This is a genomic window from Stenotrophomonas sp. YJH_SMC_32 (assembly GCF_059369975.1).
On record NZ_JCAFTE010000003.1, the window covers coordinates 1 to 19,900 of the forward strand.

Annotated in this window: 19 protein-coding genes; 2 read left to right on the plus strand and 17 right to left on the minus strand. The window is 67.1% G+C overall.

Annotation, left to right across the window (positions count from 1 at the left end):
* Window positions 1-223: 223 nt before the first annotated feature.
* The 10 genes from AC5P7S_RS05975 to ffh all read right to left on the minus strand — a co-directional run bounded on the left by AC5P7S_RS05975 (window position 224) and on the right by ffh (window position 7,306).
* The gene (locus tag AC5P7S_RS05975) at window positions 224-631 is read right to left on the minus strand and encodes a DUF1801 domain-containing protein (protein WP_065178085.1); all 408 of its coding nucleotides are present in this window, start codon (window positions 629-631) and stop codon (window positions 224-226) included.
* A gap of 38 nt (window positions 632-669) precedes the next feature.
* On the minus strand, window positions 670-1,104 hold the full coding sequence (locus AC5P7S_RS05980) for a DUF1801 domain-containing protein (protein WP_065196535.1): 435 nt from the start codon (window positions 1,102-1,104) through the stop codon (window positions 670-672).
* A gap of 78 nt (window positions 1,105-1,182) precedes the next feature.
* Window positions 1,183-1,563, minus strand: coding sequence for a DUF6404 family protein (locus tag AC5P7S_RS05985; RefSeq protein WP_095377784.1), 381 nt, complete (start codon window positions 1,561-1,563; stop codon window positions 1,183-1,185).
* Window positions 1,564-1,645: 82 nt separating this feature from the next.
* Window positions 1,646-2,047: a 50S ribosomal protein L19 gene (rplS, locus tag AC5P7S_RS05990; RefSeq protein ID WP_005415736.1), complete on the minus strand. Its 402-nt coding sequence runs from the start codon at window positions 2,045-2,047 to the stop codon at window positions 1,646-1,648.
* Window positions 2,048-2,201: 154 nt separating this feature from the next.
* Complete coding sequence (trmD, locus tag AC5P7S_RS05995; protein ID WP_005415735.1) at window positions 2,202-2,960, minus strand: tRNA (guanosine(37)-N1)-methyltransferase TrmD; 759 nt, start codon at window positions 2,958-2,960, stop codon at window positions 2,202-2,204.
* Window positions 2,961-2,968: 8 nt separating this feature from the next.
* On the minus strand, window positions 2,969-3,481 hold the full coding sequence (gene rimM / locus AC5P7S_RS06000) for a ribosome maturation factor RimM (RefSeq protein WP_005415734.1): 513 nt from the start codon (window positions 3,479-3,481) through the stop codon (window positions 2,969-2,971).
* A gap of 44 nt (window positions 3,482-3,525) precedes the next feature.
* Window positions 3,526-3,786 (minus strand): 30S ribosomal protein S16, encoded by a 261-nt coding sequence (gene rpsP / locus AC5P7S_RS06005; protein WP_005415733.1) that lies wholly within the window; start codon window positions 3,784-3,786, stop codon window positions 3,526-3,528.
* A 99-nt stretch (window positions 3,787-3,885) separates the two neighbouring features.
* Entirely contained in the window at window positions 3,886-4,710 is an 825-nt protein-coding gene (locus tag AC5P7S_RS06010; protein WP_095377783.1) for an aminotransferase class IV family protein, read from the minus strand.
* The gene (locus AC5P7S_RS06015) at window positions 4,707-5,777 is read right to left on the minus strand and encodes an NAD(P)H-dependent flavin oxidoreductase (RefSeq protein ID WP_095377782.1); all 1,071 of its coding nucleotides are present in this window, start codon (window positions 5,775-5,777) and stop codon (window positions 4,707-4,709) included. The genes AC5P7S_RS06010 and AC5P7S_RS06015 overlap by 4 nt, the downstream gene beginning before the upstream one ends.
* Before the next feature lie 152 nt (window positions 5,778-5,929).
* Window positions 5,930-7,306 carry a signal recognition particle protein gene (gene ffh / locus AC5P7S_RS06020; protein ID WP_014036403.1) on the minus strand — a complete coding sequence of 459 codons (1,377 nt, stop codon included), beginning with the start codon at window positions 7,304-7,306 and terminating at the stop codon, window positions 5,930-5,932.
* Between the two features lie 122 nt (window positions 7,307-7,428).
* On the opposite strand from ffh, the gene AC5P7S_RS06025 reads away from it, so the two are divergent.
* Window positions 7,429-8,223: a cytochrome C assembly family protein gene (locus AC5P7S_RS06025; protein ID WP_005415730.1), complete on the plus strand. Its 795-nt coding sequence runs from the start codon at window positions 7,429-7,431 to the stop codon at window positions 8,221-8,223.
* Window positions 8,224-8,264: 41 nt separating this feature from the next.
* Here the strand turns inward: AC5P7S_RS06025 and AC5P7S_RS06030 are convergent, their stop codons facing one another.
* The 4 genes from AC5P7S_RS06030 to radA form a co-directional block, all read right to left on the minus strand.
* On the minus strand, window positions 8,265-8,723 hold the full coding sequence (locus AC5P7S_RS06030; protein ID WP_095377781.1) for a YqhG/Tai3 family protein: 459 nt from the start codon (window positions 8,721-8,723) through the stop codon (window positions 8,265-8,267).
* Between the two features lie 92 nt (window positions 8,724-8,815).
* Entirely contained in the window at window positions 8,816-11,122 is a 2,307-nt protein-coding gene (locus AC5P7S_RS06035; RefSeq protein ID WP_095377780.1) for a tetratricopeptide repeat protein, read from the minus strand.
* 49 nt (window positions 11,123-11,171) lie between these two features.
* The gene (locus tag AC5P7S_RS06040) at window positions 11,172-13,028 is read right to left on the minus strand and encodes an ATP-binding protein (RefSeq protein WP_053498505.1); all 1,857 of its coding nucleotides are present in this window, start codon (window positions 13,026-13,028) and stop codon (window positions 11,172-11,174) included.
* A 112-nt stretch (window positions 13,029-13,140) separates the two neighbouring features.
* Window positions 13,141-14,517, minus strand: coding sequence for a DNA repair protein RadA (gene radA / locus AC5P7S_RS06045; RefSeq protein WP_005408586.1), 1,377 nt, complete (start codon window positions 14,515-14,517; stop codon window positions 13,141-13,143).
* 150 nt (window positions 14,518-14,667) lie between these two features.
* Between radA and AC5P7S_RS06050 the strand changes: the two genes are divergently transcribed.
* The gene (locus tag AC5P7S_RS06050) at window positions 14,668-16,725 is read left to right on the plus strand and encodes a putative bifunctional diguanylate cyclase/phosphodiesterase (protein WP_095377779.1); all 2,058 of its coding nucleotides are present in this window, start codon (window positions 14,668-14,670) and stop codon (window positions 16,723-16,725) included.
* A 200-nt stretch (window positions 16,726-16,925) separates the two neighbouring features.
* Here AC5P7S_RS06050 and cyoD read toward each other — a convergent pair whose 3' ends face one another.
* From cyoD to cyoB, 3 genes are read right to left on the minus strand one after another with little or no spacing between them, the layout of a single operon-like run.
* Complete coding sequence (gene cyoD, locus AC5P7S_RS06055) at window positions 16,926-17,267, minus strand: cytochrome o ubiquinol oxidase subunit IV (RefSeq protein WP_005415725.1); 342 nt, start codon at window positions 17,265-17,267, stop codon at window positions 16,926-16,928.
* A complete protein-coding gene (gene cyoC, locus AC5P7S_RS06060; RefSeq protein WP_005408583.1) occupies window positions 17,267-17,905 on the minus strand; it encodes a cytochrome o ubiquinol oxidase subunit III in 639 nt (212 codons plus the stop codon). Before cyoC ends, cyoD begins: the two co-directional genes overlap by 1 nt.
* Window positions 17,902-19,899 (minus strand): cytochrome o ubiquinol oxidase subunit I, encoded by a 1,998-nt coding sequence (gene cyoB, locus AC5P7S_RS06065; RefSeq protein ID WP_095377778.1) that lies wholly within the window; start codon window positions 19,897-19,899, stop codon window positions 17,902-17,904. Before cyoB ends, cyoC begins: the two co-directional genes overlap by 4 nt.
* Window position 19,900: the final 1 nt, after the last annotated feature.

Consider the following 19,900-nt stretch of genomic DNA (forward strand, 5'->3'; position numbering starts at 1 on the left):
CCAGCGGCCGGCTCTACCGCTTCTCCGCCACCGGGGATTACCACGGTAGTGCCGGCCGCTGGCCGGCAACTTCAAACCCCTCCGCAAGCATCGCAGAACAGCCAGCCAGCGGCCGGTTCTACCGCTTCTTCGCCGCCGGGAATTACCACGGTAGTGCCGGCCGCTGGCCGGCAACTTCAAACCCCTCCGCAAGCATCGCAAAGCAGCCGGCCAGCGGCCGGCTCTACCGCTTCTTCTTCGCCGCGTTGAGCGTCGCCGCCGCGCGCAGCAGCGCCTTGAACGCAGCGGCATCCGGCATCGCGCCTTCATGGATGTCGATCGCACGCCGCGTGTTGCCGTCCAGGCTTGCGTTGAACAGCCCCTTTGGATCGGCCAGCGCCGCACCGTTGGCGAAGGTCAGCTTCACTGCCTGCTTGTAGGTCTCGCCGGTGCACAGGATGCCGTTGTGCTCCCACACCGGTGTACCCCGCCATTTCCAGGTTTCCTGCACGTCGGGCAGCGCTTCATGGATCAACGCACGCACGCGTGCCAGTGTTTCACCGCGCCAGTCTGCCAACTCGGCGATGCGTGCATCGATCAACTCGGTGGCCGGTGTTCCGGCATCGGCCGGGTTGGGGGCATGCGTGGCCATCAGGAGCTCTCGTCGGGAAAGGAATGAGAAGGTCGGGGTCACATGCGCTCGCCGGGCAACGCGGCGGCCTGGCGCACCCAGTCGAGGAACTGTGCCTCATCCAGCAGGCCGTCCTGCGGGATGTGCAGGTAACGCGTATCGGCGCTCCTGGACGGCTCGGGCGGCACTGGCGCCAGTGCCGCGCCGCGGAAGAACGCCACCTTGATGTAGCGGGTGAAGCAATGGAAGCTGAGAAACCACCCTTCGCCCGGCGCAACCGCATACATCGGCGAGTTCCACTTCACCGCCTTGTGCACCCCAGGTACGGCCTGCTCGATCAATGCATCCAGTCGCGCGCCGATCGCACGTTTCCAGTCCGGCATGGCGGCGATGTATGCCTGCACCGGCGCATCGCCCTCGCCCTTGGCGATCTGCGGGTTGCCACCGGACAGCAGCGTGGGCGCAGTGGAAGGTGCGGTTCGCTTGGCAGGCATCGCACGGCACGGGCATCGGGATGAAGCTGCAGCCTAGCGCGGGCCCGCCGTGTGGTCACGGCGCAGTGCGCCATCGGCTCAGCCCGCCTGCCGTGCGCGGAACCGTCGCCAGTCCGGCAGCTTGCGGTGGCGGCGCAGCGAGCGCATCAGCGCTGCCATCACGATACCGAACAGCACGCCAGCCGACAGGCCGGCCACCAGCAACAGCGCCAGCGGGCGCTCGCTGCCCTGCCACAGCATCAGCCACATCAGCGCGGTCCAGAACAGCCCAAACAACAGGCCCTGCACCAGCGCATTGGTACCAAAACCAGCCAGGATCGGTGGCGGCAGGGCAATGCCCACGCGCCATAGCAGGCGATGCAGCAGCGGCGCCGACTGCACGCGCGCCAGCCCCTTGCCGTCGAGAAAGCGCAGTGCCGACTGGATCACGGCGGGATAGCGCGGGTTGATGTCGCTCATCAGCTGATCGTGGCCGATGCGATGCCGGAAACGCAAACGGCCACCCGAAGGTGGCCGTCGCGGCAACAACCGAAGTTGTTTATCAGGCCTTGTCGGCCAGACGGGCAGCCTTGGCGGCAGCAGCGGCAGCCAGGTCTTCCTTGATGCGGGCAGCCTTGCCTTCCAGGCCACGCAGGTAGTACAGCTTGCCGGCGCGGACCTTACCACGACGCTTCACTTCGACCGAGTCGATGATGGCGCTGTGGGTCTGGAAAACGCGCTCGACGCCGTAGCCGTGCGAGATCTTGCGCACGGTGAACGAGGAGTTCAGGCCGGCATTCTTGGTGGCGATGACGACGCCTTCGTAGGCCTGCACGCGCTCGCGGCTGCCTTCCTTCACCTTCACGTTGACGACAACGGTGTCGCCCTGGCTGAACTTCGGCAGTTCGCGGGTGATCTGGGCGGATTCGAATTCCGCGACGATGGACTTGTTCAGCTTGCTCATGGGTTACACCGATTCTTGTTCGGGTGGGCGTGTCGTATCGACAACGTGGGCTCATGCAGTCACCGGACTGTGCTGCACGTTTGTTTTGGGTACTGCGCACGCCAACCGGGGCTGGCGGGAATTGGCCATGATAGCCGATAAAGCCAGCCCTGCGCTAGGGGCTGGCCTTCTGGTTCCGGGCCTGGCGGCCCTGCTCCAGCAGTTTGCGGTCGGCCTTGCCCAGTGCCTGTTCATCCAGCAGGTCCGGGCGCCGCTGGGCGGTCCGGAGCAGCGACTGCTGGCGGCGCCAGGCGGCGATGGCCGCGTGGTTGCCCGAGCGCAGCACCTCCGGCACGTCCCCCAGCGGGTGCTGGGCCGGCTGGCTGTAATGCGGGCAGTCGAGCAGGCCGAGGTCGCCCTCGAAGCTGTCCTGCGCCGCCGACTCCGCATCGTTCAGGGCACCGTCCTGCAGGCGGGCCACGGCGTCGATGATCACCGCCGCGCCCAGCTCGCCCCCGGACAGCACGTAGTCGCCGAGGGAGATTTCCTCGTCGACATTGGCCTCCAGGAAACGCTCGTCGATGCCCTCGTAGCGGCCACAGAGCAGGACCATGCGCGGCAGCGCCGCCAGTTCCCGCACCTTGGCCTGGGTCAACGGCGCGCCCTGCGGACTGAGATAGATCACCCGCGCCGGGGTGGGATCGGCCTCTCGGATCGCCTGCAGGCAGGCCTGCAGCGGCTCGATCAGCATCACCATGCCCGGGCCACCACCGAACGGACGGTCGTCCACCCGGCGGTAGTTGCCTTCGGCGTAATCACGGGGGTTCCAGCCATGCAGGCTGAACAGTCCCTTCTCCTGCGCGCGCCCGACCACGCCCAGTCCAGCGGACTGGGCGAGGAACTCGGGAAACAGGGTGATGACGTCGAAACGCATGCTCACACTCAGAACTCGGGATCCCAGTCGACCACGATCAGGTTGGCCTCGAAATCGACCGATTTGACGAAGTCCGGCTGCACGAACGGAATCATCCGCTCGCGGTCACCCCGGACCACAACCACGTCATTGGCGCCGGTGCTGAACAGGTGCGAGACCTGGCCCAGGGCGACGCCCTCGGTGGTCTTCACATCCAGGCCTTCCAGGTCCACCCAGTAATACTCATCGGGCTTCGGCGGCGGCAAGGCACTGCGGGCCACGTAGATCTCGGTGCCGCGCATCGCTTCGACCACATCGCGATCCTCGACCCCGGGGAAACGGGCCACCAGGTGCTTGCCGCTGTCGCGGCCGCGCACACCTTCAACCGTGGTTTCCACGCCGGATGGGCTGCGCACGATCCACGGCTGGTAACGGAAAATGGCGGAACGTGGCTCGGTCCAGGACTCGAGCTTGATCTCGCCGCGCACACCAAAAGCGCCGACAACCCTGCCCAGCAGGATGCGGCGCTCGATATCTTTCATCTGCTTCAACCAAGAGGGCCACGCCGAAGCGTGGCCCGTCAGGATCAGGCCGCAGCGGCCTGGGACTTGGTCGCTTCCTTGATCAGGTTGCGGACCTTGTCGGTCGGCTGGGCGCCGTTCTTGACCCAATGGTCAACGCGGGCCAGGTCCAGCTCGATGCGCTTCTCGGCGCCCTGGGCGACCGGGTTGTAGAAGCCGACGCGCTCGATGTTGCGGCCGTCGCGCGCGCTGCGCACGTCCGTGACGATGATGTGGTAGAACGGACGCTTCTTGGCGCCGCCGCGGGTCAGTCGAATCTTGACCATGGTGTTTTTCCTATTGCCCAGTCGCCAGGATGGCGAGGTAAGCGGGCGATTATAGCGGCAGATCGCGGCCGGGCCAACCCCGGGGATGAACTCACGGGGTCAGATCCCTTTTGCGGCGCAAAAGGGATCTGACCCCAATTTGTCCCAAGCCACCGCCGCCAGCACCGCCCTGCCCTGTTCAGCCAGCGCCTGGGAGCCGGGCAGGACATGCCCGTCAATGGCCTCCAGCGCCCACAGGCCGCTGGCGTTGCAGGCAAAAGCCGCCTTCACGCCGGCCAGATCGGCCAGCCGCAGCGGCTGAGTGGCCTGAGGCCCCGGCCAATGCTGCTTCAGCAGTGCCTCGGCAGTCCCGCGCAGGGCCGGCGCCTGCGGCCAGAGCAGCCGTTCACCATCGTGCACGGCCAGGTTCCAGGTGCTGCCTTCACTCACGTCGCCATCGGCGGTGACAAACAGCGCATCGTCGAATCCTTCCGCCATCGCCGCGCGACGCTCGGCGAACAGGCCGAAGGTGCCCACATGCTTGATCTGCGGTAGTTCACGCTGCCAGGCCACGCTGCGCACGCGCTTGGCGACGGTCAGCGTCACCGGCGCTGAAACCGCCACCAGCACGTCCACCGGCACCGCCGCCAGCGGATTGCGGAAATCGAAGCGGCGCGAGTACACCGTCACCCGCAGCGAGGCATCGGCCTGCCCTGACTGCTGCAATGCCTGCTGCAATGCCTGCGCCATCCATGCCTGTACCTGCACCGTGTCCAGTTCGCTGCCGAACAGTTCGCGCGTAGCCTGTGACAGCCGCGCCAGATGCAGGTCCAGCCCCTGCACTGCACCACCACGCACCTGCAGCGAGGTGAAGTGGCCGTAATTCACCAGCGCCGGCAGCAGGTCTTCCACCTGCGCCGCCCGGCCGTTGCAGCTCACCATCATGGCAGCAGTGCCTGCGCCTGTTCCCACATGCCGCGCAGCACGTCGGCGGCCGGCTGCGCCGGCGCCATCCACGCCGACTGCCCGGCCCAGGCCTGCATCGCCGCCAGACGATTTTCCTGTGCCGCCTGCCTGCGCATCGGGGCGGTCAGGCCGCGCTGCACCGGGTATGGACGCGGCGCGGGGGCGCCTTCTGCGGCAGCGGCGCGCACATAGGGCGTCGCCAGGCCACGGCCCAGGCGACCACTGAAGGCGCGGGTCGGCCAGGTGTCTTCCGGTTCGCTGGCGGCCAGCCCATCGGCCCACGCCGAAGCGATCGCCGCTTCCGGCGTGCGCAGGAAGGCGGTGCCGATCTGCACCGCACTGGCGCCCAAGGCGAGTGCGGCAGCGATACCACGGCCATCGGCGATGCCGCCGGCGGCAATCACCGGAATCTGCAGGTGATCGGCCAGGCGCGGCAGCAGCGCGAACAGGCCGACCAGCTGGCGCTCGGCCATCGCCGGATCGAAGGAACCACGATGGCCGCCGGCCTCCGCGCCCTGCGCCACCACCGCATCGGCACCGGCGTCCTGTGCCGCGCGCGCCTCGGACAAGGTGGTCGCGCACGCGATCCAGGCAATGCCTGCATCCTTCAACTGCTGCACGTGGCGCGGCAACAGCACGCCCATGATGGTCGAGGCCACCGCAGGACGCGCCGCCAGCAGTGCGGCAAACTGTTCCTCGAAGTCGGCCGGCGTGGCCTCGGCGGCGCTGGCCGGCACCTCCGGGCCCCATTGCGCCAGGAAGGCGCGGCTGGCGGCCTCGGCGGCAACGTCACGGGCCGGTACAGGGTCCGGCACCCACAGGTTCACCTGCGCCGGACCGCTGGAGGCTGCGCGGAAGTCATCCATCCAGCGACCGATATCGGCCGACGACGACAGCACCGCGCCCATTGCGCCCATGCTGCCGGCGTTGGCCAGCGCAGCCGACAACGGTACCGGGCAGGCACCAGCCATCGGTGCCAGCAGGATCGGAACGGAAACGCCAAAGCGCCGGCAGAACGCCTCGGCGCGGGAAGTGACAGCGGACATCTGCGTGGGAAGCCTATCGTTTCGGACAGGCCCCCATGGTGCGCGCTGGACGGGGCTGGCGTCGAGCTTGCCCGGCGGCCCGTTGCGCCGCCTGCGCGGCGTCGCCCGAGCGTCGGCCCGGGCGCTACATCAGATTGCGGATGGGGCCGTCATCAACGGAACGGCATGCCGCGGCCGCCCATGGCGCCCATCATCCCCTTCATGCTGCGCAACATGCCCTTCATGCCACCGCCGGCCATCTTGCTCATCATCTTTTCCATCTGCATGTACTGCTTCATCAGCTTGTTGACGTCGGCCGGCGTCACGCCCGAGCCCTTGGCGATGCGCGCGCGGCGCGAGCCGTTGAGCAGGTTCGGATTGCGCCGTTCCTTCTTGGTCATCGAGCCGATGATGGCGATCATGCGCGGCACTTCCTTGCCCTGGCTGACCTGCTGCTTCAGATGGTCGGGGATGTTGCCCAGGCCCGGCAGCTTGTCCATCAGGCCGCCGATGCCGCCCATGTTCTGCATCTGCTCGAGCTGGTCACGCATGTCGTTCAGGTCGAATTTCTTGCCCTTGGCGACCTTCTCGGCCAGCTTGGCGGCCTTGTCCTTGTCGACCTGCTGCTCGACCTGCTCGACCAGCGACAGCACGTCGCCCATGTCAAGGATGCGGCTGGCGATACGGTCCGGGTGGAACACGTCCAGGCCTTCCGGCTTTTCACTGACACCGACGAACTTGATCGGCTTGCCGGTGATGTAGCGCACGCTCAGCGCGGCGCCGCCGCGGGCGTCACCGTCGGTCTTGGTCAGTACCACGCCGGTCAGCGGCAGGGCATCGCCGAAGGCCTTGGCGGTGTTGGCCGCGTCCTGGCCGGTCATGGCGTCGACCACGAACAGCGTTTCGGCCGGATTCACCGCAGCGTGCAGGGCCTTGATCTCGGCCATCATCGCTTCGTCGATGGCCAGGCGGCCGGCGGTATCGACCAGCAGCACGTCGACGAACGACTTGCGTGCATCGTCGATGGCTGCGCGGACGATGGCTTCCGGCTTCTGGTCGGCACTGGACGGGAAGAACAGCACGCCCACCTGCTCGGCCAGGGTTTTCAGCTGCTCGATCGCGGCCGGACGGTAGACGTCGGCCGAGACCACCATCACCTTCTTCTTGCGCTTTTCCTTCAGGTGCTTGGCCAGCTTGCCCACGGTGGTGGTCTTGCCGGCGCCCTGCAGGCCCGCCATCAGGATGATGGCCGGAGCGGGCACATTGAGGTTCAGGTCGCTGGCTTCAGCGCCCATCACCGCAGTCAGCTCGTCGCGCACGACCTTGATCAGCGCCTGGCCCGGGGTCAGCGACTTCAGCACTTCCTGGCCGACCGCGCGCACCTTGATGCGCTCGATCAGCGCCTGCACCACCGGCAGCGCAACGTCGGCCTCGAGCAGCGCGATGCGCACTTCGCGGGTCGCCTCGCGGATGTTCTCCTCGGTCAGGCGGCCGCGGCCACGCAGGCGCTCGATGGTGCCGGAAAGGCGCTGGGTCAGGGACTCGAACATGCGGCGCAACCTGTCTGAAAGCGGGGGACAATAAGGCAGACAGTATAACGGGTCTGGCTGTCTCCCCGGACTGCGGCCACGGGGCCGTCGCCAGCATCACGGGGGTATGCGAAACTGCAACGATGACAATCGTTCTCATCGCCGTCCTGCTCTACCTGGCTGCCAGTGCCCTGCTGGTGCGCGCGCTTGGCCGCGATGAGACGACCGGCTCCCCCATCTGGCTGTGGCCGGCCCTGCCCGCCATGCTGCTGCACGGCGGCTACCACGTGATGGTGGCGATGCGCACCAACGGCGGGCCGGACATGCACTTCTTCGCCGCACTGTCGCTGGTCGGCCTGGGCATGGCCTGGCTGACTTCGCTGGTCGGCGCGCGCGGGCGGATGTCGGCGTTGGGCGTGGTGGTGTTCCCGCTGGCCGCCGTGCTGCTGCTGGCCTACCACGGTTACGGCCACGAACCGAGCAAGGTGCTGGGCTGGCGCCTGGCCAGCCACGCCTGGCTGGCCCTGCTGGCCTACGCCACGCTGAGCATCGCCGCGCTGCTGGCGATCATGCTGTGGCTGCAGGAACGCGCCCTGCGCCGCCGCGAGTTCCGGCCTTGGCTGCGCGCGCTGCCGCCGCTGGCCGACCTGGAATCACTGCTGTTCCGGGTGATCACCGTCGGCTTCGCGCTGCTGACCCTGACCCTGGTCACCGGGGTGCTGTTCGTCGACGACCTGCTGGCGCAGAAGCTGGTGCACAAGACCGTGCTGAGCGTGCTGTCGTGGATCGTGTTCGGCGTGCTGCTGATCGGCCGCCGGCGCTACGGCTGGCGCGGCATGAAGGCGGTGCACTGGACGCTGGCGGCGATGCTGTTGCTGCTGCTGGCCTTCTTCGGCAGCCAGTTCGTGATCGAACTGGTGTTCGGGCATTCGCGATAGGCGGTGTGCCGACCAACGGTCGGCACCCACCGGCGCTACCGTCAAGGCTGGGCCAGGATCTTCCGCACCGAACGACCACTGTTGGTGACGATGTCATCAACCTGCCAGCATCCCTGCCCGTGGCGCACCATCGGCAGGCGGGTCAGGTAGGCCTTCTTCCACACCGAATAGCGCATCTCGACCTGGCCGGCGGAGGCCGAAGCCTCCTTCCAGCTGTAGCGCACCGGGGTTTCGATGTCACCGTCCTGCGCATCCAGCCACGGATCCGAATCGATGGTGCAGATGCCCTCTTCGCGCTGCTGGCAGGCGCGCTCTCCACGCAGTGCCTTGCCGAAGGCAGGGCTGACCAGGGCCGGGGGTGGCTCCAGCAGATCACCGTTGCCCGTCGTTGCCTGGTAGAAGGCGCGGGCCACCGCCTCTGGTTCCTGGCAGGCGGGTGACGCCTGCACGGTGGGGGCCAGCAGCAGCCCGGCGATCATCAACATCCCTGTCTTTCGCATGTATTTTTCCCTGAGGTAGTGCCGGCCGCTGGCCGGCACTACAGGATCTCCCGGTGCTGCCGGCCAGCGGCCGGCACTACCCGATATCCGGCCTACAATCCGTAACGCTCGATCACGTCCAGATGCGGCTGGCGATCCTGGTCACAGGCTTCAGCCAGGCGCAGCCAGCAATGCGGATGCGGCCACGTCGCGGTGTGCTGCTGAAGGAAGCGGTGCAGTGCCAGCGGTGCGTGGTCCTGCGGCTGGGCCACGGTGAACAGCAGGCCGGGCAGCGTACCCTCTTCCACATCGGGGTCGGTGACGGTGTAGTCCGGCCGGCTGTGTGACCACACCTTCCAGCCCTGTGCCTCGGCCGCCTCGACGAAGGCATTCCAGGCCTCTTCGCCCGGGTGCGCGCCATCGATCATCCAGCTGCGGGCGAAACCGCCGCGCTCCAGTACATGCACCTGCGCATAGGTCGGGATGAAATGCTCGCGTGCTTCCTCCTCCTCCGGGGCCGGATGCACCAGCGCGGCATCGAACACCACCCAGTCACCCACCTGCTGGGCGCGGTTGGACGGCGCGTTCTCGACGATGCGCGCGGTCACCGGACCGCTGCGACGGGCGTAGTACTCCATCGGTTCGCCGTTCTCCTCGCTGCGGATGATCACCCAGCCCCACGGCTCCTCTACCACGCCGTCCTGGCTGGACAATTCCATGCCAAGCGCCGCCGCCGAGCGGCGCACGGCGTCCCAGTCGCGCGCGGCGCTGGCTGCGCTCATGTGGTCCCAATGCGCGGCATTGGGCTCGTCCAGCAGCTCCACCAGCTGTGCATAACAGGCCTGGGCCTCGCTGAAACGGCCGGTTTCCATGTACATGCGCGCCAGCGTGCCGCGCGCGCCGTGCGAGCCCGGAGACAGCTCCAGAAGCGATCGGGCCGCCTGCTCCAGCGCCGGCCAGTCGGACACGCGGCGTGCACGCTGCACCTCGCACCAGTGCGCGAACACCGGCACGCTGCCGCGATAGAGATCGGCCAGCTGGCGCAGTCCGTCGTCGTCGCCCTGTTCGGCCAGCCAGCGCATCAGCGTGTAGGCCGCGGGGCCATCGTGCTGGGTATGGCCGCGTACGAACCGCCACAGCAGCGACCGCGCCTCGGCCTGCGCGCCGCAGGCATTCAGCGCGGAGGCAGCCATCTCGGCAAGCGACTCGTCATCGGGCAGCTCGGCATGCGCCTGCAGCAACCACTGCGCTTCGCGCTCGGGATCGCGCGACTGGTTCTGTTCGCCCTGCGCGTCCAGCCATGCCAGCAGCTCGCCCGCCGGCACCGGCAGCGGCGCGACGTCCGGCAATGCCTCGATGCGCGCGGCCAGGCCTGCCACCAGCGCCGCAGCACCCCGATCCTGGCGCAGCTGCGCCAGATGGGTGCGGGCCAGTTCCAGCTGCCGCAGTGCGACCCAGCGCGCGCCACGCTGCAGCGCCAGCTCCAGGCTCAGCGCCGCGACTTCGATCAGCAGGCGGTGCGAACCGACCCGTGCGAAGTGCTCGATGATGGTGTTGAAGCGCGTGCCCAGATCCCACGTATTGCGCGCGGGATCACGCTGGCACAGTGCTGCGGCGGTGTTTGCCCACAGCCGCCAGTAGTTCGGGGTCAGCTCGCTCCACGGCACCAGCTGCTGCAGCGCCTCTTCGTCGCGGCCCAGCTGGGCCAGCGCCCAGGCCTTGGACAAGCGACGCGGCACCGTGCAGTTGGCCGGTTCGTACTCCCCGGAGGCTGCCACTTCGGCCTCGCGCTTCTCGATCAGCGCCAGTGCCTCGTCGGCGCGGCCGACAGCGAGCAGGATCTTGATCTGCATCTCGGGGAAGCTGTCGAACACTTCCTTGCCACAGGCTTCCACGGCATCGGCCTGCACCTGCAGGTAATCCAGCGCCTCCTGGCCACGGCCATCATCGAGCAGCGCATCGGCCTTCTCGCAGCTCAGGCACTGGAAACAGGCCCAGCTCGGATCGATGCGGCCAAGGGTTTCGTCGCAGACCTCGATGCGCTCGGGCACCCAGCCCGGGCCATCGATGTTGCCGTAGCAGGCGGCCAGGTCCTGGGTCACGCAGATCGACTGCGGGCATTCCAGGGTGTCCTCGCGGTGCGCGCGCTCGAACAGCGCTACGGCTTCGCCGAGTGCGCTCTCGCCTTCCACGCGGTTGCCGACGCGGTTGCGCAGCGCCCAGTGGCCGACATAGACGTCAACCCAAGGGTTGTCCAGCGCCTTGCCCAAGGCGCGTGCTTCGGGCAGCAGGGCATCGACGCGGTCGATCTGCAGTTCACTGACCTCGTCGGCGAGACGGTTCAGCAGGTGCGCGTTCTGCGCCTGGCCGGCCTGGCGCAGGTCACCCTGCAGCTTTTCGACCCAGTTCCAGATGTCCATGGGGGTAATTGCTCCTGTCTAGCGAAGGCTGGATGAGAAGGTGCGGTGCTCAGCGCAGCATCTGCTGCAGGGCGCCGGCGATATCGGTGAAGGCACCATTGAGATCCGGGCCCGGCGTAGCGGTCGCGCGTGCCAGCGGGCGGCCCTGCGCGGCGACGATGACTTTCAGCGAGCGCAGCAGGCGCGCCGCAGCCTCGGCCTGTGGGTGGCCCTCGCGCTGGGCGCGCAGCAGTGCCTGCACCGCCGGGTTGTCGAGATTGAGATACAGCCGCGACGGTGCGCGCGATTCGATGCGCGCGGTGAACTGGCGCGCCAGGCGCAGCGCGGCCATCGAGACGCGCTTGTCGTTCTCGTCGTCTTCCAGCCGCTGCTTCAGCTCGGCCTCGCGGTCGGGCACCACCACCACCGGCAGCGCCTCCGGGCTGAAACGTGCGGGCAGCAGCTGCTCGCCGTCGCCCAGCTGTTCGCGCAGCCACGCCAGCTGCGCCTCGTCGAGGCTGTCATCACTGCGGAACAGTGCGCGGTTGCCCTGCTCGGTGCCGAGCTCGACCAGGCGCAGGCCCTTGGCCTGGGCCCAGCGCCGCAGGAACGGCACCACCGCGTAGCGATGGCCATGCGCGACCGGTACGCCCATCGCACGGAACAGCATCTCTTCAAAGCCGCCGCCGTTGTCGAGGATGACATGCACGGCACCGCGCGCCGGCAGCGCACTGGCCGGCAGGTCGCCCTGCGAGGTCGGTACCCGCACATGCTCCATCAGCAGTTCGAACAGGCGCTCATCGCACAGTGCCGCACCCAGCAGGGCCTCGTTGTGGCGGGTCAGCACGCGCCGCCAGGCTTCCGGTTGCTGCTTCGCAACGTCGGCCAGGCCGTCGATCAGCGCCTCCAGCAGTGCATGCTGCACCGCGCGGTACTGGTCATCGCGCTGCAGGTCTTCGCGGCTGGCGGTGGGCGTCAACCGCGAGGATTCGATCACTCCGCCGATGAATCCGGCCCACGGCGGCAACAGGTCGCGCGCGTCGTCATCCAGCAGCATCCCACGCACGAACACCGACAGGTTGCGGTTGTCGCTGGTGCCATAGGTGGCGCCATCCTGCACCCACAGCAGGCCAGTGGCATCGCTGTTGCCATCGGCGCGCAGCGGCACGGTGACGATCGGTTCGAAATCGTGCTCGAACCGCGCGGCGAACTGCAGCGCCTGCCGACGCGCCTGCACCGGATGCACGGCGACATCCCCCTGGCCGCGCCACGGCGGCGGCTCGGGATTGAGCGCCTCGCCCGCAGCACCGATGAAGATCGGCTCGGACAGCAACGCGCAGTAGCGGCCCAGCACCTCATGCAGGCGCGCCTCGTTGGCCAGCGGCAGGAAGTCCGGATGCAGCTCCAGCTCCACCTCGGTGCCGACCGCGCGTGCAGGCACTTCGCTGACGGTGTATTGCTCGGCGTTGCTGGACACGTACAGATGGCCCAGATCCGGCGCCTGGTACGAAGTGGTGCGCACACTGACCCGGCGCGCCAGCACGAAGGCCGACAGGAAGCCGAGGCCGAACATGCCGATCAGCCCTTCATCGTCCTCACCGCCCTGGCGCAGGCCACGGGTGTAGCCGACGCCGACGGTGGCCAGGTAATCGTGGATCTCCTGGCGGGTCAGGCCGGCCCCAGTATCGGTGATGCGCAGCACGCCGGCACCGGCATCAACCTGCACCGAAATGCGCGAAGGCACGTCAACACCGGGCTGCTCGATGCGGCGGCGGATGATCGAGTCATGCGCGTTCTGCACCAGCTCACGCAGCGCCACCACCGGGGTGGAATACAGGTGCTTGCCCAGCACCGTCATCAATCCATTGAGATCGACCCCGGCGCGACGGATCTCGGCGTTGGGGGCGGTGAGTGCGGTGTCCTGCATGTAATCGTTTACTCCTGGGCACGGAAAGACGCCAGAGGGCGTCTTCGTCGAGCGGGAAAAACTAGCACAAGGAAGCTGACCGTTGCCGTGATTGACGTTTGTAGAGCCGGCCTCACGCCGCGTCGATGGCCTCGGACAGGCGTTCCACCGCGATCACCTCCATGCCTTTCACCGAACCGCCCTTGGGCGCATTGGCCTTGGGCACGATGGCGCGCTTGAAACCATGGGTGGCGGCCTCGCGCAGGCGGTCTTCGCCATTGGGCACCGGGCGGATCTCGCCGGACAGGCCCACTTCACCGAAGGCGATGGTCTTCTCCGCCAGCGGCCGATCCTGCAGCGACGACAACACCGCCAGCAGCACCGGCAGATCGGCGGCAGTCTCCTGCACGCGGATGCCACCGACCACATTGACGAACACGTCCTGGTCGCCGACCAGTACGCCGCCATGGCGATGCAGCACCGCCAGCAGCATCGCCAGGCGGTTCTGCTCCAGGCCGACCGCGACACGGCGCGGGTTCGACAGCGGCGATGCATCGACCAGCGCCTGTACCTCCACCAGCAGCGGCCGTGTGCCCTCGCGGGTGACCATCACGCAGCTGCCCGGCTGGTGGGTGCTGCCGCCGGAGAGGAAGATCGCCGAGGGGTTGGAGACCTCCTTCAGGCCCTTGTCGCCCATCGCGAACACACCCAGCTCGTTGACCGCACCGAAGCGGTTCTTGAACGCGCGCAACAGGCGGAAGCGGCTGCCGCTCTCGCCCTCGAAGTACAGCACCGCGTCGACCATGTGTTCCAGCACGCGCGGGCCGGCGATGCCACCCTCCTTGGTCACGTGGCCGACCAGGAACACGGCAGTGCCGGTCTCCTTGGCGAACCGCACCAGCCGCGCCGCACTCTCGCGCACCTGGCTGACCGAACCCGGCGCAGCGGTCAGGCTCTCGGTCCACAGGGTCTGCACCGAATCGGCCACGATCAGCCGCGGCCCAGCCCTGGAGGCATGCTGCAGGATCGACTCGACCCCGGTCTCGGCCAGCGCGTTGACCCCGTCCAGTGGCAGCTCCAGGCGGTGCGCGCGGCCGGCCACCTGGGCCAGCGACTCTTCACCGGTGACGTACAGCACCGGCAGTTCGGCCGCCATCTTCGCCACCGCCTGCAGCAGCAGCGTCGACTTGCCGATACCCGGGTCGCCGCCCACCAGCACCACCGCACCTTCGACCAGGCCACCACCCAGCACGCGGTCGAACTCGCCGATGCCAGTGGAGACCCGGCGATGCTCGGTCTGCTCCACGTCCTTCAGCGCGGTGATCTTCGGCGGATCGATCTTGCCGGCCCAACCCGCCCGCCGCGATGCCGGTGCCTTGGCCGCCGCCGCGCTCTCCAGCACGATTTCAGACAGCGAGTTCCAGGCGTTGCACTCCGTGCACTGGCCCTGCCATTTGCTGAATTCGGCGCCGCATTCATTGCAGACGTAGGCGGTGCGGGCTTTGGCCATCGGGTGATTTCCAGCAACGGGAACAGGCGTGGCAGGATAGCCGAGCCCGGTCGCAGCTGCTGCGACCGCTCAAGTCCTGCCCACCCGCGCCGATAGGGGTCGCGGGCGTGCGCCTTGCGGGCGCCCCCTTCCTCCCCCACTGGATTCAACATGACTGGCAGTTACAGTCAGAGCCTGGTCATCATCTCCCTGCTGGTGGCCATTCTTGCTTCGTACACGGCGCTGGACATGGCCGGGCGCCTGGCCACCGCCGAGGGCCGCGTGGCGCGCTGGTGGCTGGCCGGAGGCGCGGCGGCGATGGGCCTGGGCATCTGGTCGATGCACTTCATCGGCATGCTCGCCTTCGACCTGCCGATCCCGGTGGGCTACGACCTCGGCATCACCCTGTACTCGCTGGCGGTCTCGATCGGCGCCTCCGCCTATGCGCTGTGGCTGGTGTCGCGCCCCACCCTGCCGTGGCGCCGGCTGTTGGCCGGGGCCGTGCTGATGGGCCTGGGCATCGCAGCCATGCACTACCTGGGCATGGCTGCGATGCGCATGCAGCCCGGCATCGACTACCACCCGGGCTGGTTTGCCGCCTCCATCGCGGTGGCCATCGGTGCCGCTGGCGCCGCCCTGTGGATCGCCTTCCGCCTGCGCGCCGAGCAGCGCCACACCCTGCTCCTGCGCGTGCTCGCATCGCTGGTGATGGGCCTGGCCATCGTCGGCATGCATTACACCGGCATGGCGGCGGCGCGCTTCCCCGAAGGCAGCCTCTGTGGCGCCGTCGGCAGTGGCGGCATCGACACGCGCTGGCTGGCCGTGCTGGTGATCGTCACCACCGTGGCCACGCTGGGCATCGCCCTTGTGGCCTCGCTGTTCGACCGGCAGATGCGCGTGCGCACCGGGCTGCTGGCCGATTCGCTGGCGCACGCCAACGACAAGCTGATCCAGGCGGCATTGCATGATCCCTTGACCCAGCTGCCCAACCGCATGCTGCTGCAGGACCGCATCGAGCAGGCCATCGAGAAGGCGCGGCGCCGCAATCATGCGGTGGCGGTGATGTTCTGCGACCTGGATGGTTTCAAGGCGGTCAATGATGCCTATGGCCACCAGCTTGGCGACCGCCTGCTGGTGGCGGTGGCGCAGCGCATCGGCGGCCTGCTGCGCCCGCAGGACACGTTCGCCCGCCTCGGCGGCGACGAGTTCGTGATCGTGCTGGCCATCGATATTCCCGACGATGCGGTAGTGGTGGCCGAGCGCATCATTGCCGCCGCCGGTGAGCCGTTCACGCTGGATGCGGCCGAACTGCAGGTCAGCGCCAGCCTGGGCATCGCCCTGTATCCGGATGACGCCAGCAACGAGCGCGAGCTGATGGCGCACGCCGATGCGGCGATGTACCACACCAAGGAGACCGGGCGGAACGGCTATACCTTCTTCACCCCCTCGATGCAGCTCAGTGCCAATCGCCAGCTGCGCCTGCTGCAGGACCTGCGCAAGGCCATCGCCCGCAACGAACTGATCCTGCATTACCAGCCCAAATTTCCGGCCGCGGGCGCACCGGCCACCGGCGCCGAAGCGCTGCTGCGCTGGCAGCACCCGGAGCTGGGGCTGCTGGCACCGGATGTCTTCATTCCGATCGCCGAACGCAGCGGCCTTATCCTGCCGATCGGTGACTGGGTACTGGACCGGGCCTGCGCGCAACTGGGGGCATGGCACGATGCCGGGCATGCGGAATGGACCATGGCAGTGAATCTCTCGCCGTTGCAGTTTGCCTCGCCGGCACTGCTGGGCAGCGTGCGCGAGGTGCTGGAGCGGCACCGGATCGAACCGGCACGGCTGACCCTGGAGATCACCGAAACCACGGCGATGAAGGACGTCGATGCCAGCTTGGCGATCCTCAGCGACCTGACCGCAATGGGCGTGCACATCGCCATCGATGATTTCGGTACCGGCTATTCCAGCCTGCTCTACCTCAAGCGGATGCCAGCCACCGAACTGAAGATCGACCGTGCGTTCGTGCACGACCTGGAGCGCAATGACGAGGACGCCGCCATCGTCTCGTCGATCATCGCGCTGGGCCGCACCCTGCAACTGCAGGTGGTGGCCGAAGGCGTGGAGACCCAGGCGCAGCGCGAGTACCTGAGCGAGCTCGGCTGCGACCAGCTGCAGGGCTACCATCTGGGCCGGCCGATGGAGGCCGAAGAGTTCCTGCGCCGGGTGGGGTGAGGCCCCGGTTTCGGGGTCAGAGCCCTTGCCGCAGGCATGGGCTCTGACCCCATCCACGCAACTCCATCCACGCATGGCGTGGATCTACCCGGGCCCCGGGGTCAGAGCCCTGCCCTGCGGACAGGGATCCGCCCCCATCCATCCGCCAACAGAAAGGCCGCCCGAGGGCGGCCTTTCTGCGTGGCAACGTCGCGACGACGTCAGTGCATCATGTGCACGTTCATGTTGTGCATGACCCACAGGGTGCCGATCACGATGATGCCGATCACCACGACGGTGAAGGCCGCAGCGTTGACGTTCCAGCGACTTTCCGAAGAGCGATCCAGGTGCAGGAAGAACACCAGGTGGACCAGCATCTGCAGCACCGCGGTGACTGCGATCACCACACCGTTGACGGTGCGCGAGAAATCGCCCGACATCACCATCCAGAACGGGATGACGGTCAGCACCACCGCCAGCACGAAGCCGATCAGGTACGACTTCACGCTGCCGTGGCTTTCGCCGCCGGTGCCGTGGTCGTGTGCATGGTTGTCATGTGCCATTACAGCGCTCCATTGAGGTAGACGACGGAGAACACGCCGATCCAGATCAGGTCCAGGAAGTGCCAGAACAGGCTCAGGCACGCCATGCGGGTCTTGTTGGTCGGGGTCAGGCCGTACTTCTTCAGCTGCACGAACATCACCAGCAGCCACAGCAGGCCGGCGCTGACGTGCAGGCCGTGGGTACCGACCAGGGCGAAGAACGCCGACAGGAAGGCACTGCGGTCCGGACCGTAGCCCTGATGGATCAGGTGCTGGAACTCCCACACTTCCATGCACATGAAGCCGAAGCCCAGCAGCCAGGTGATGCCCAGCCACAGGTACATCTGGCCCATCTGCTTGCGGTGCATGGCAATCATGCCCAGGCCGAAGGTCAGCGACGAGGTCAGCAGCAGCGCGGTTTCCCACGCCACGAACGGCAGCTCGAACAGGTCCTTCGCGGTGGGACCACCATCGGTACCGCCCGCCAGCACCACGTAGGTGGCGAACAGCGAGGCGAAGATGAGGCAGTCGCTCATCAGGTACACCCAGAAACCGAAGACGGTGTTGCCGCCGGTATCGTGGTGCTCGTGGTCGTCATGGCCATGGGCCGCCGCATGCGCGGCGTGCCCGTGGCTCAGGGTCGAGGTATTGGTGCTCATGCCTTCAGCTCCGACTTCACCAGGCCCTGGGCTTCCAGGTGCTTGCGGTGTTCGTTCTCGATGCGTTCCACCTCGGCGGCCGGGACCCAGTAGTCCACGTCCTGGTCGAAGGTGCGGTAGATGAACGTGGCGATCATGCCGACGAAGCCGACGATGGCCAGCCACCAGATGTGCCAGATCATCGCGAAGCCGAACACCAGGCTGAAGGCACCGATGACAACGCCCGTGCCGGTGTTGCGCGGCATGTGGATGTCGGTGTACTTGGCCGGCTTCGGCCAGGCTTCACCCCGCTGCTTGCGCTCCCAGAAATCGTCCAGCTCGGTGACTTCCGGCAGCGTCGCGAAGTTGTAGAAGGCCGGCGGCGAGGAGGTTTCCCACTCCAGCGTACGGGCATCCCACGGGTCGCCGGTCAGGTCGACGGTCTTCTTGCGGTCGCGGATCGACACGGCCACCTGGATGATCTGGCACAGGATGCCGGCGCCGACGATGAACGCGCCGCAGGCGGCAACCAGCAGCAGCGGCTCGTAGGCCGGGTTCACCGTGCTCTGCAGGCGACGGGTCATGCCCATGAAGCCCAGCACGTACATCGGCATGAAGGTCACGTAGAAGCCGATGAACCAGCACCAGAACGCGCACTTGCCCCAGAACTCATTGAGGCGGAAGCCGAACATCTTCGGCCACCAGTAGGTGATGCCGGCGAACATGCCGAACACCACGCCGCCGATGATGACGTTGTGGAAGTGGGCGATCAGGAACAGGCTGTTGTGCAGCACGAAGTCGATGGCCGGGATCGCCAGCATCACGCCGGTCATGCCGCCGATGACGAAGGTGACCATGAAGCCGATGGTCCACAGCACCGGGGTGGTGAAGTGCACACGGCCGCGGAACATGGTGAACAGCCAGTTGAAGATCTTCACGCCGGTCGGGATCGAGATGATCATCGTCGTGATGCCAAAGAAGGCATTGACGTTGGCACCCGAGCCCATGGTGAAGAAGTGGTGCAGCCACACGATGAACGACAGCACGCCGATGCAGGCGGTGGCGTAGACCATGCCCTTGTAGCCGAACAGCGCCTTGCGCGAGAAGGTCGCGATGACTTCGGAGAACACACCGAACGCCGGCAGGACCAGGATGTACACCTCCGGGTGACCCCAGATCCAGATCAGGTTGATGTACAGCATGGCGTTGCCGCCACCGTCATTGGTGAAGAAGTGCGTACCCAGGTAACGGTCCAGGGTCAGCAGCACCAGGGTGATGGTCAGCACCGGGAAGGCCGCGACGATCAGCACGTTGGTCACCAGGGCGGTCCAGGTGAACACCGGCATCTGCATCAGCTTCATGCTGGGGGTGCGCATCTTGAGGATGGTGATGAAGAAGTTGATACCACTGAGCGTGGTACCCAAACCCGCCACCTGTAGACCCCAGATGTAATAGTCCATGCCGACGCTTGGACTGTATTCGATGCCCGACAACGGCGGGAACGCCAGCCAGCCGGTGGCAGCGAACTCACCGATCCACAGCGACAGCATGATCAGCACCGCGCCCGCCACGAACAGCCAGAAGCTGAGCGAGTTGACGAACGGGAACGCAACGTCACGCGCACCGATCTGCAGCGGCACGGCCAGGTTCATCAGGCCGGTGATCAGCGGCATCGCCACGAAGAAGATCATGATCACGCCGTGGGCGGTGAAGATCTGGTCGTAGTGGTGCGGCGGCAGATAGCCCTCGGACCCGCCGACGGCGATGGCCTGCTGGGTACGCATCATGATGGCGTCGGAGAAACCGCGCAGCAGCATGACGAAGGCGACGATGAGGTACATCACGCCGATCTTCTTGTGATCCACCGAAGTGAACCACTCCTTCCACAGATAGCCCCACAGCTTGAACTTGGTGATCAGGGCGACGACGCCCAGGCCACCAAGAACCGCGCCGACCAGGGTGGTCAGCACGATCGGATCGTGGGGGATCGACTCAAGAGAGAGTTTTCCCAACATG

Excerpts from the sequence above, each read along its gene's own strand:
- cyoC (WP_005408583.1), bottom strand. The coding sequence starts at position 17,905 with ATGAGCACCAATACCTCGACCCTGAGCCACGGGCACGCCGCGCATGCG.
- AC5P7S_RS05985 (WP_095377784.1), bottom strand. The coding sequence starts at position 1,563 with ATGAGCGACATCAACCCGCGCTATCCCGCCGTGATCCAGTCGGCACTG.
- AC5P7S_RS06015 (WP_095377782.1), bottom strand. The coding sequence starts at position 5,777 with ATGTCCGCTGTCACTTCCCGCGCCGAGGCGTTCTGCCGGCGCTTTGGC.
- radA (WP_005408586.1), bottom strand. The coding sequence starts at position 14,517 with ATGGCCAAAGCCCGCACCGCCTACGTCTGCAATGAATGCGGCGCCGAA.
- AC5P7S_RS06040 (WP_053498505.1), bottom strand. The coding sequence starts at position 13,028 with ATGCAGGACACCGCACTCACCGCCCCCAACGCCGAGATCCGTCGCGCC.
- trmD (WP_005415735.1), bottom strand. The coding sequence starts at position 2,960 with ATGCGTTTCGACGTCATCACCCTGTTTCCCGAGTTCCTCGCCCAGTCC.
- cyoD (WP_005415725.1), bottom strand. The coding sequence starts at position 17,267 with ATGGCACATGACAACCATGCACACGACCACGGCACCGGCGGCGAAAGC.
- rimM (WP_005415734.1), bottom strand. The coding sequence starts at position 3,481 with ATGAAAGATATCGAGCGCCGCATCCTGCTGGGCAGGGTTGTCGGCGCT.
- rplS (WP_005415736.1), bottom strand. The coding sequence starts at position 2,047 with ATGAGCAAGCTGAACAAGTCCATCGTCGCGGAATTCGAATCCGCCCAG.
- cyoB (WP_095377778.1), bottom strand. The coding sequence starts at position 19,899 with ATGTTGGGAAAACTCTCTCTTGAGTCGATCCCCCACGATCCGATCGTG.
- AC5P7S_RS05980 (WP_065196535.1), bottom strand. The coding sequence starts at position 1,104 with ATGCCTGCCAAGCGAACCGCACCTTCCACTGCGCCCACGCTGCTGTCC.
- AC5P7S_RS06035 (WP_095377780.1), bottom strand. The coding sequence starts at position 11,122 with ATGGACATCTGGAACTGGGTCGAAAAGCTGCAGGGTGACCTGCGCCAG.
- ffh (WP_014036403.1), bottom strand. The coding sequence starts at position 7,306 with ATGTTCGAGTCCCTGACCCAGCGCCTTTCCGGCACCATCGAGCGCCTG.
- AC5P7S_RS06010 (WP_095377783.1), bottom strand. The coding sequence starts at position 4,710 with ATGATGGTGAGCTGCAACGGCCGGGCGGCGCAGGTGGAAGACCTGCTG.
- AC5P7S_RS06025 (WP_005415730.1), top strand. The coding sequence starts at position 7,429 with ATGACAATCGTTCTCATCGCCGTCCTGCTCTACCTGGCTGCCAGTGCC.
- AC5P7S_RS06050 (WP_095377779.1), top strand. The coding sequence starts at position 14,668 with ATGACTGGCAGTTACAGTCAGAGCCTGGTCATCATCTCCCTGCTGGTG.
- AC5P7S_RS06030 (WP_095377781.1), bottom strand. The coding sequence starts at position 8,723 with ATGCGAAAGACAGGGATGTTGATGATCGCCGGGCTGCTGCTGGCCCCC.
- AC5P7S_RS05975 (WP_065178085.1), bottom strand. The coding sequence starts at position 631 with ATGGCCACGCATGCCCCCAACCCGGCCGATGCCGGAACACCGGCCACC.
- rpsP (WP_005415733.1), bottom strand. The coding sequence starts at position 3,786 with ATGGTCAAGATTCGACTGACCCGCGGCGGCGCCAAGAAGCGTCCGTTC.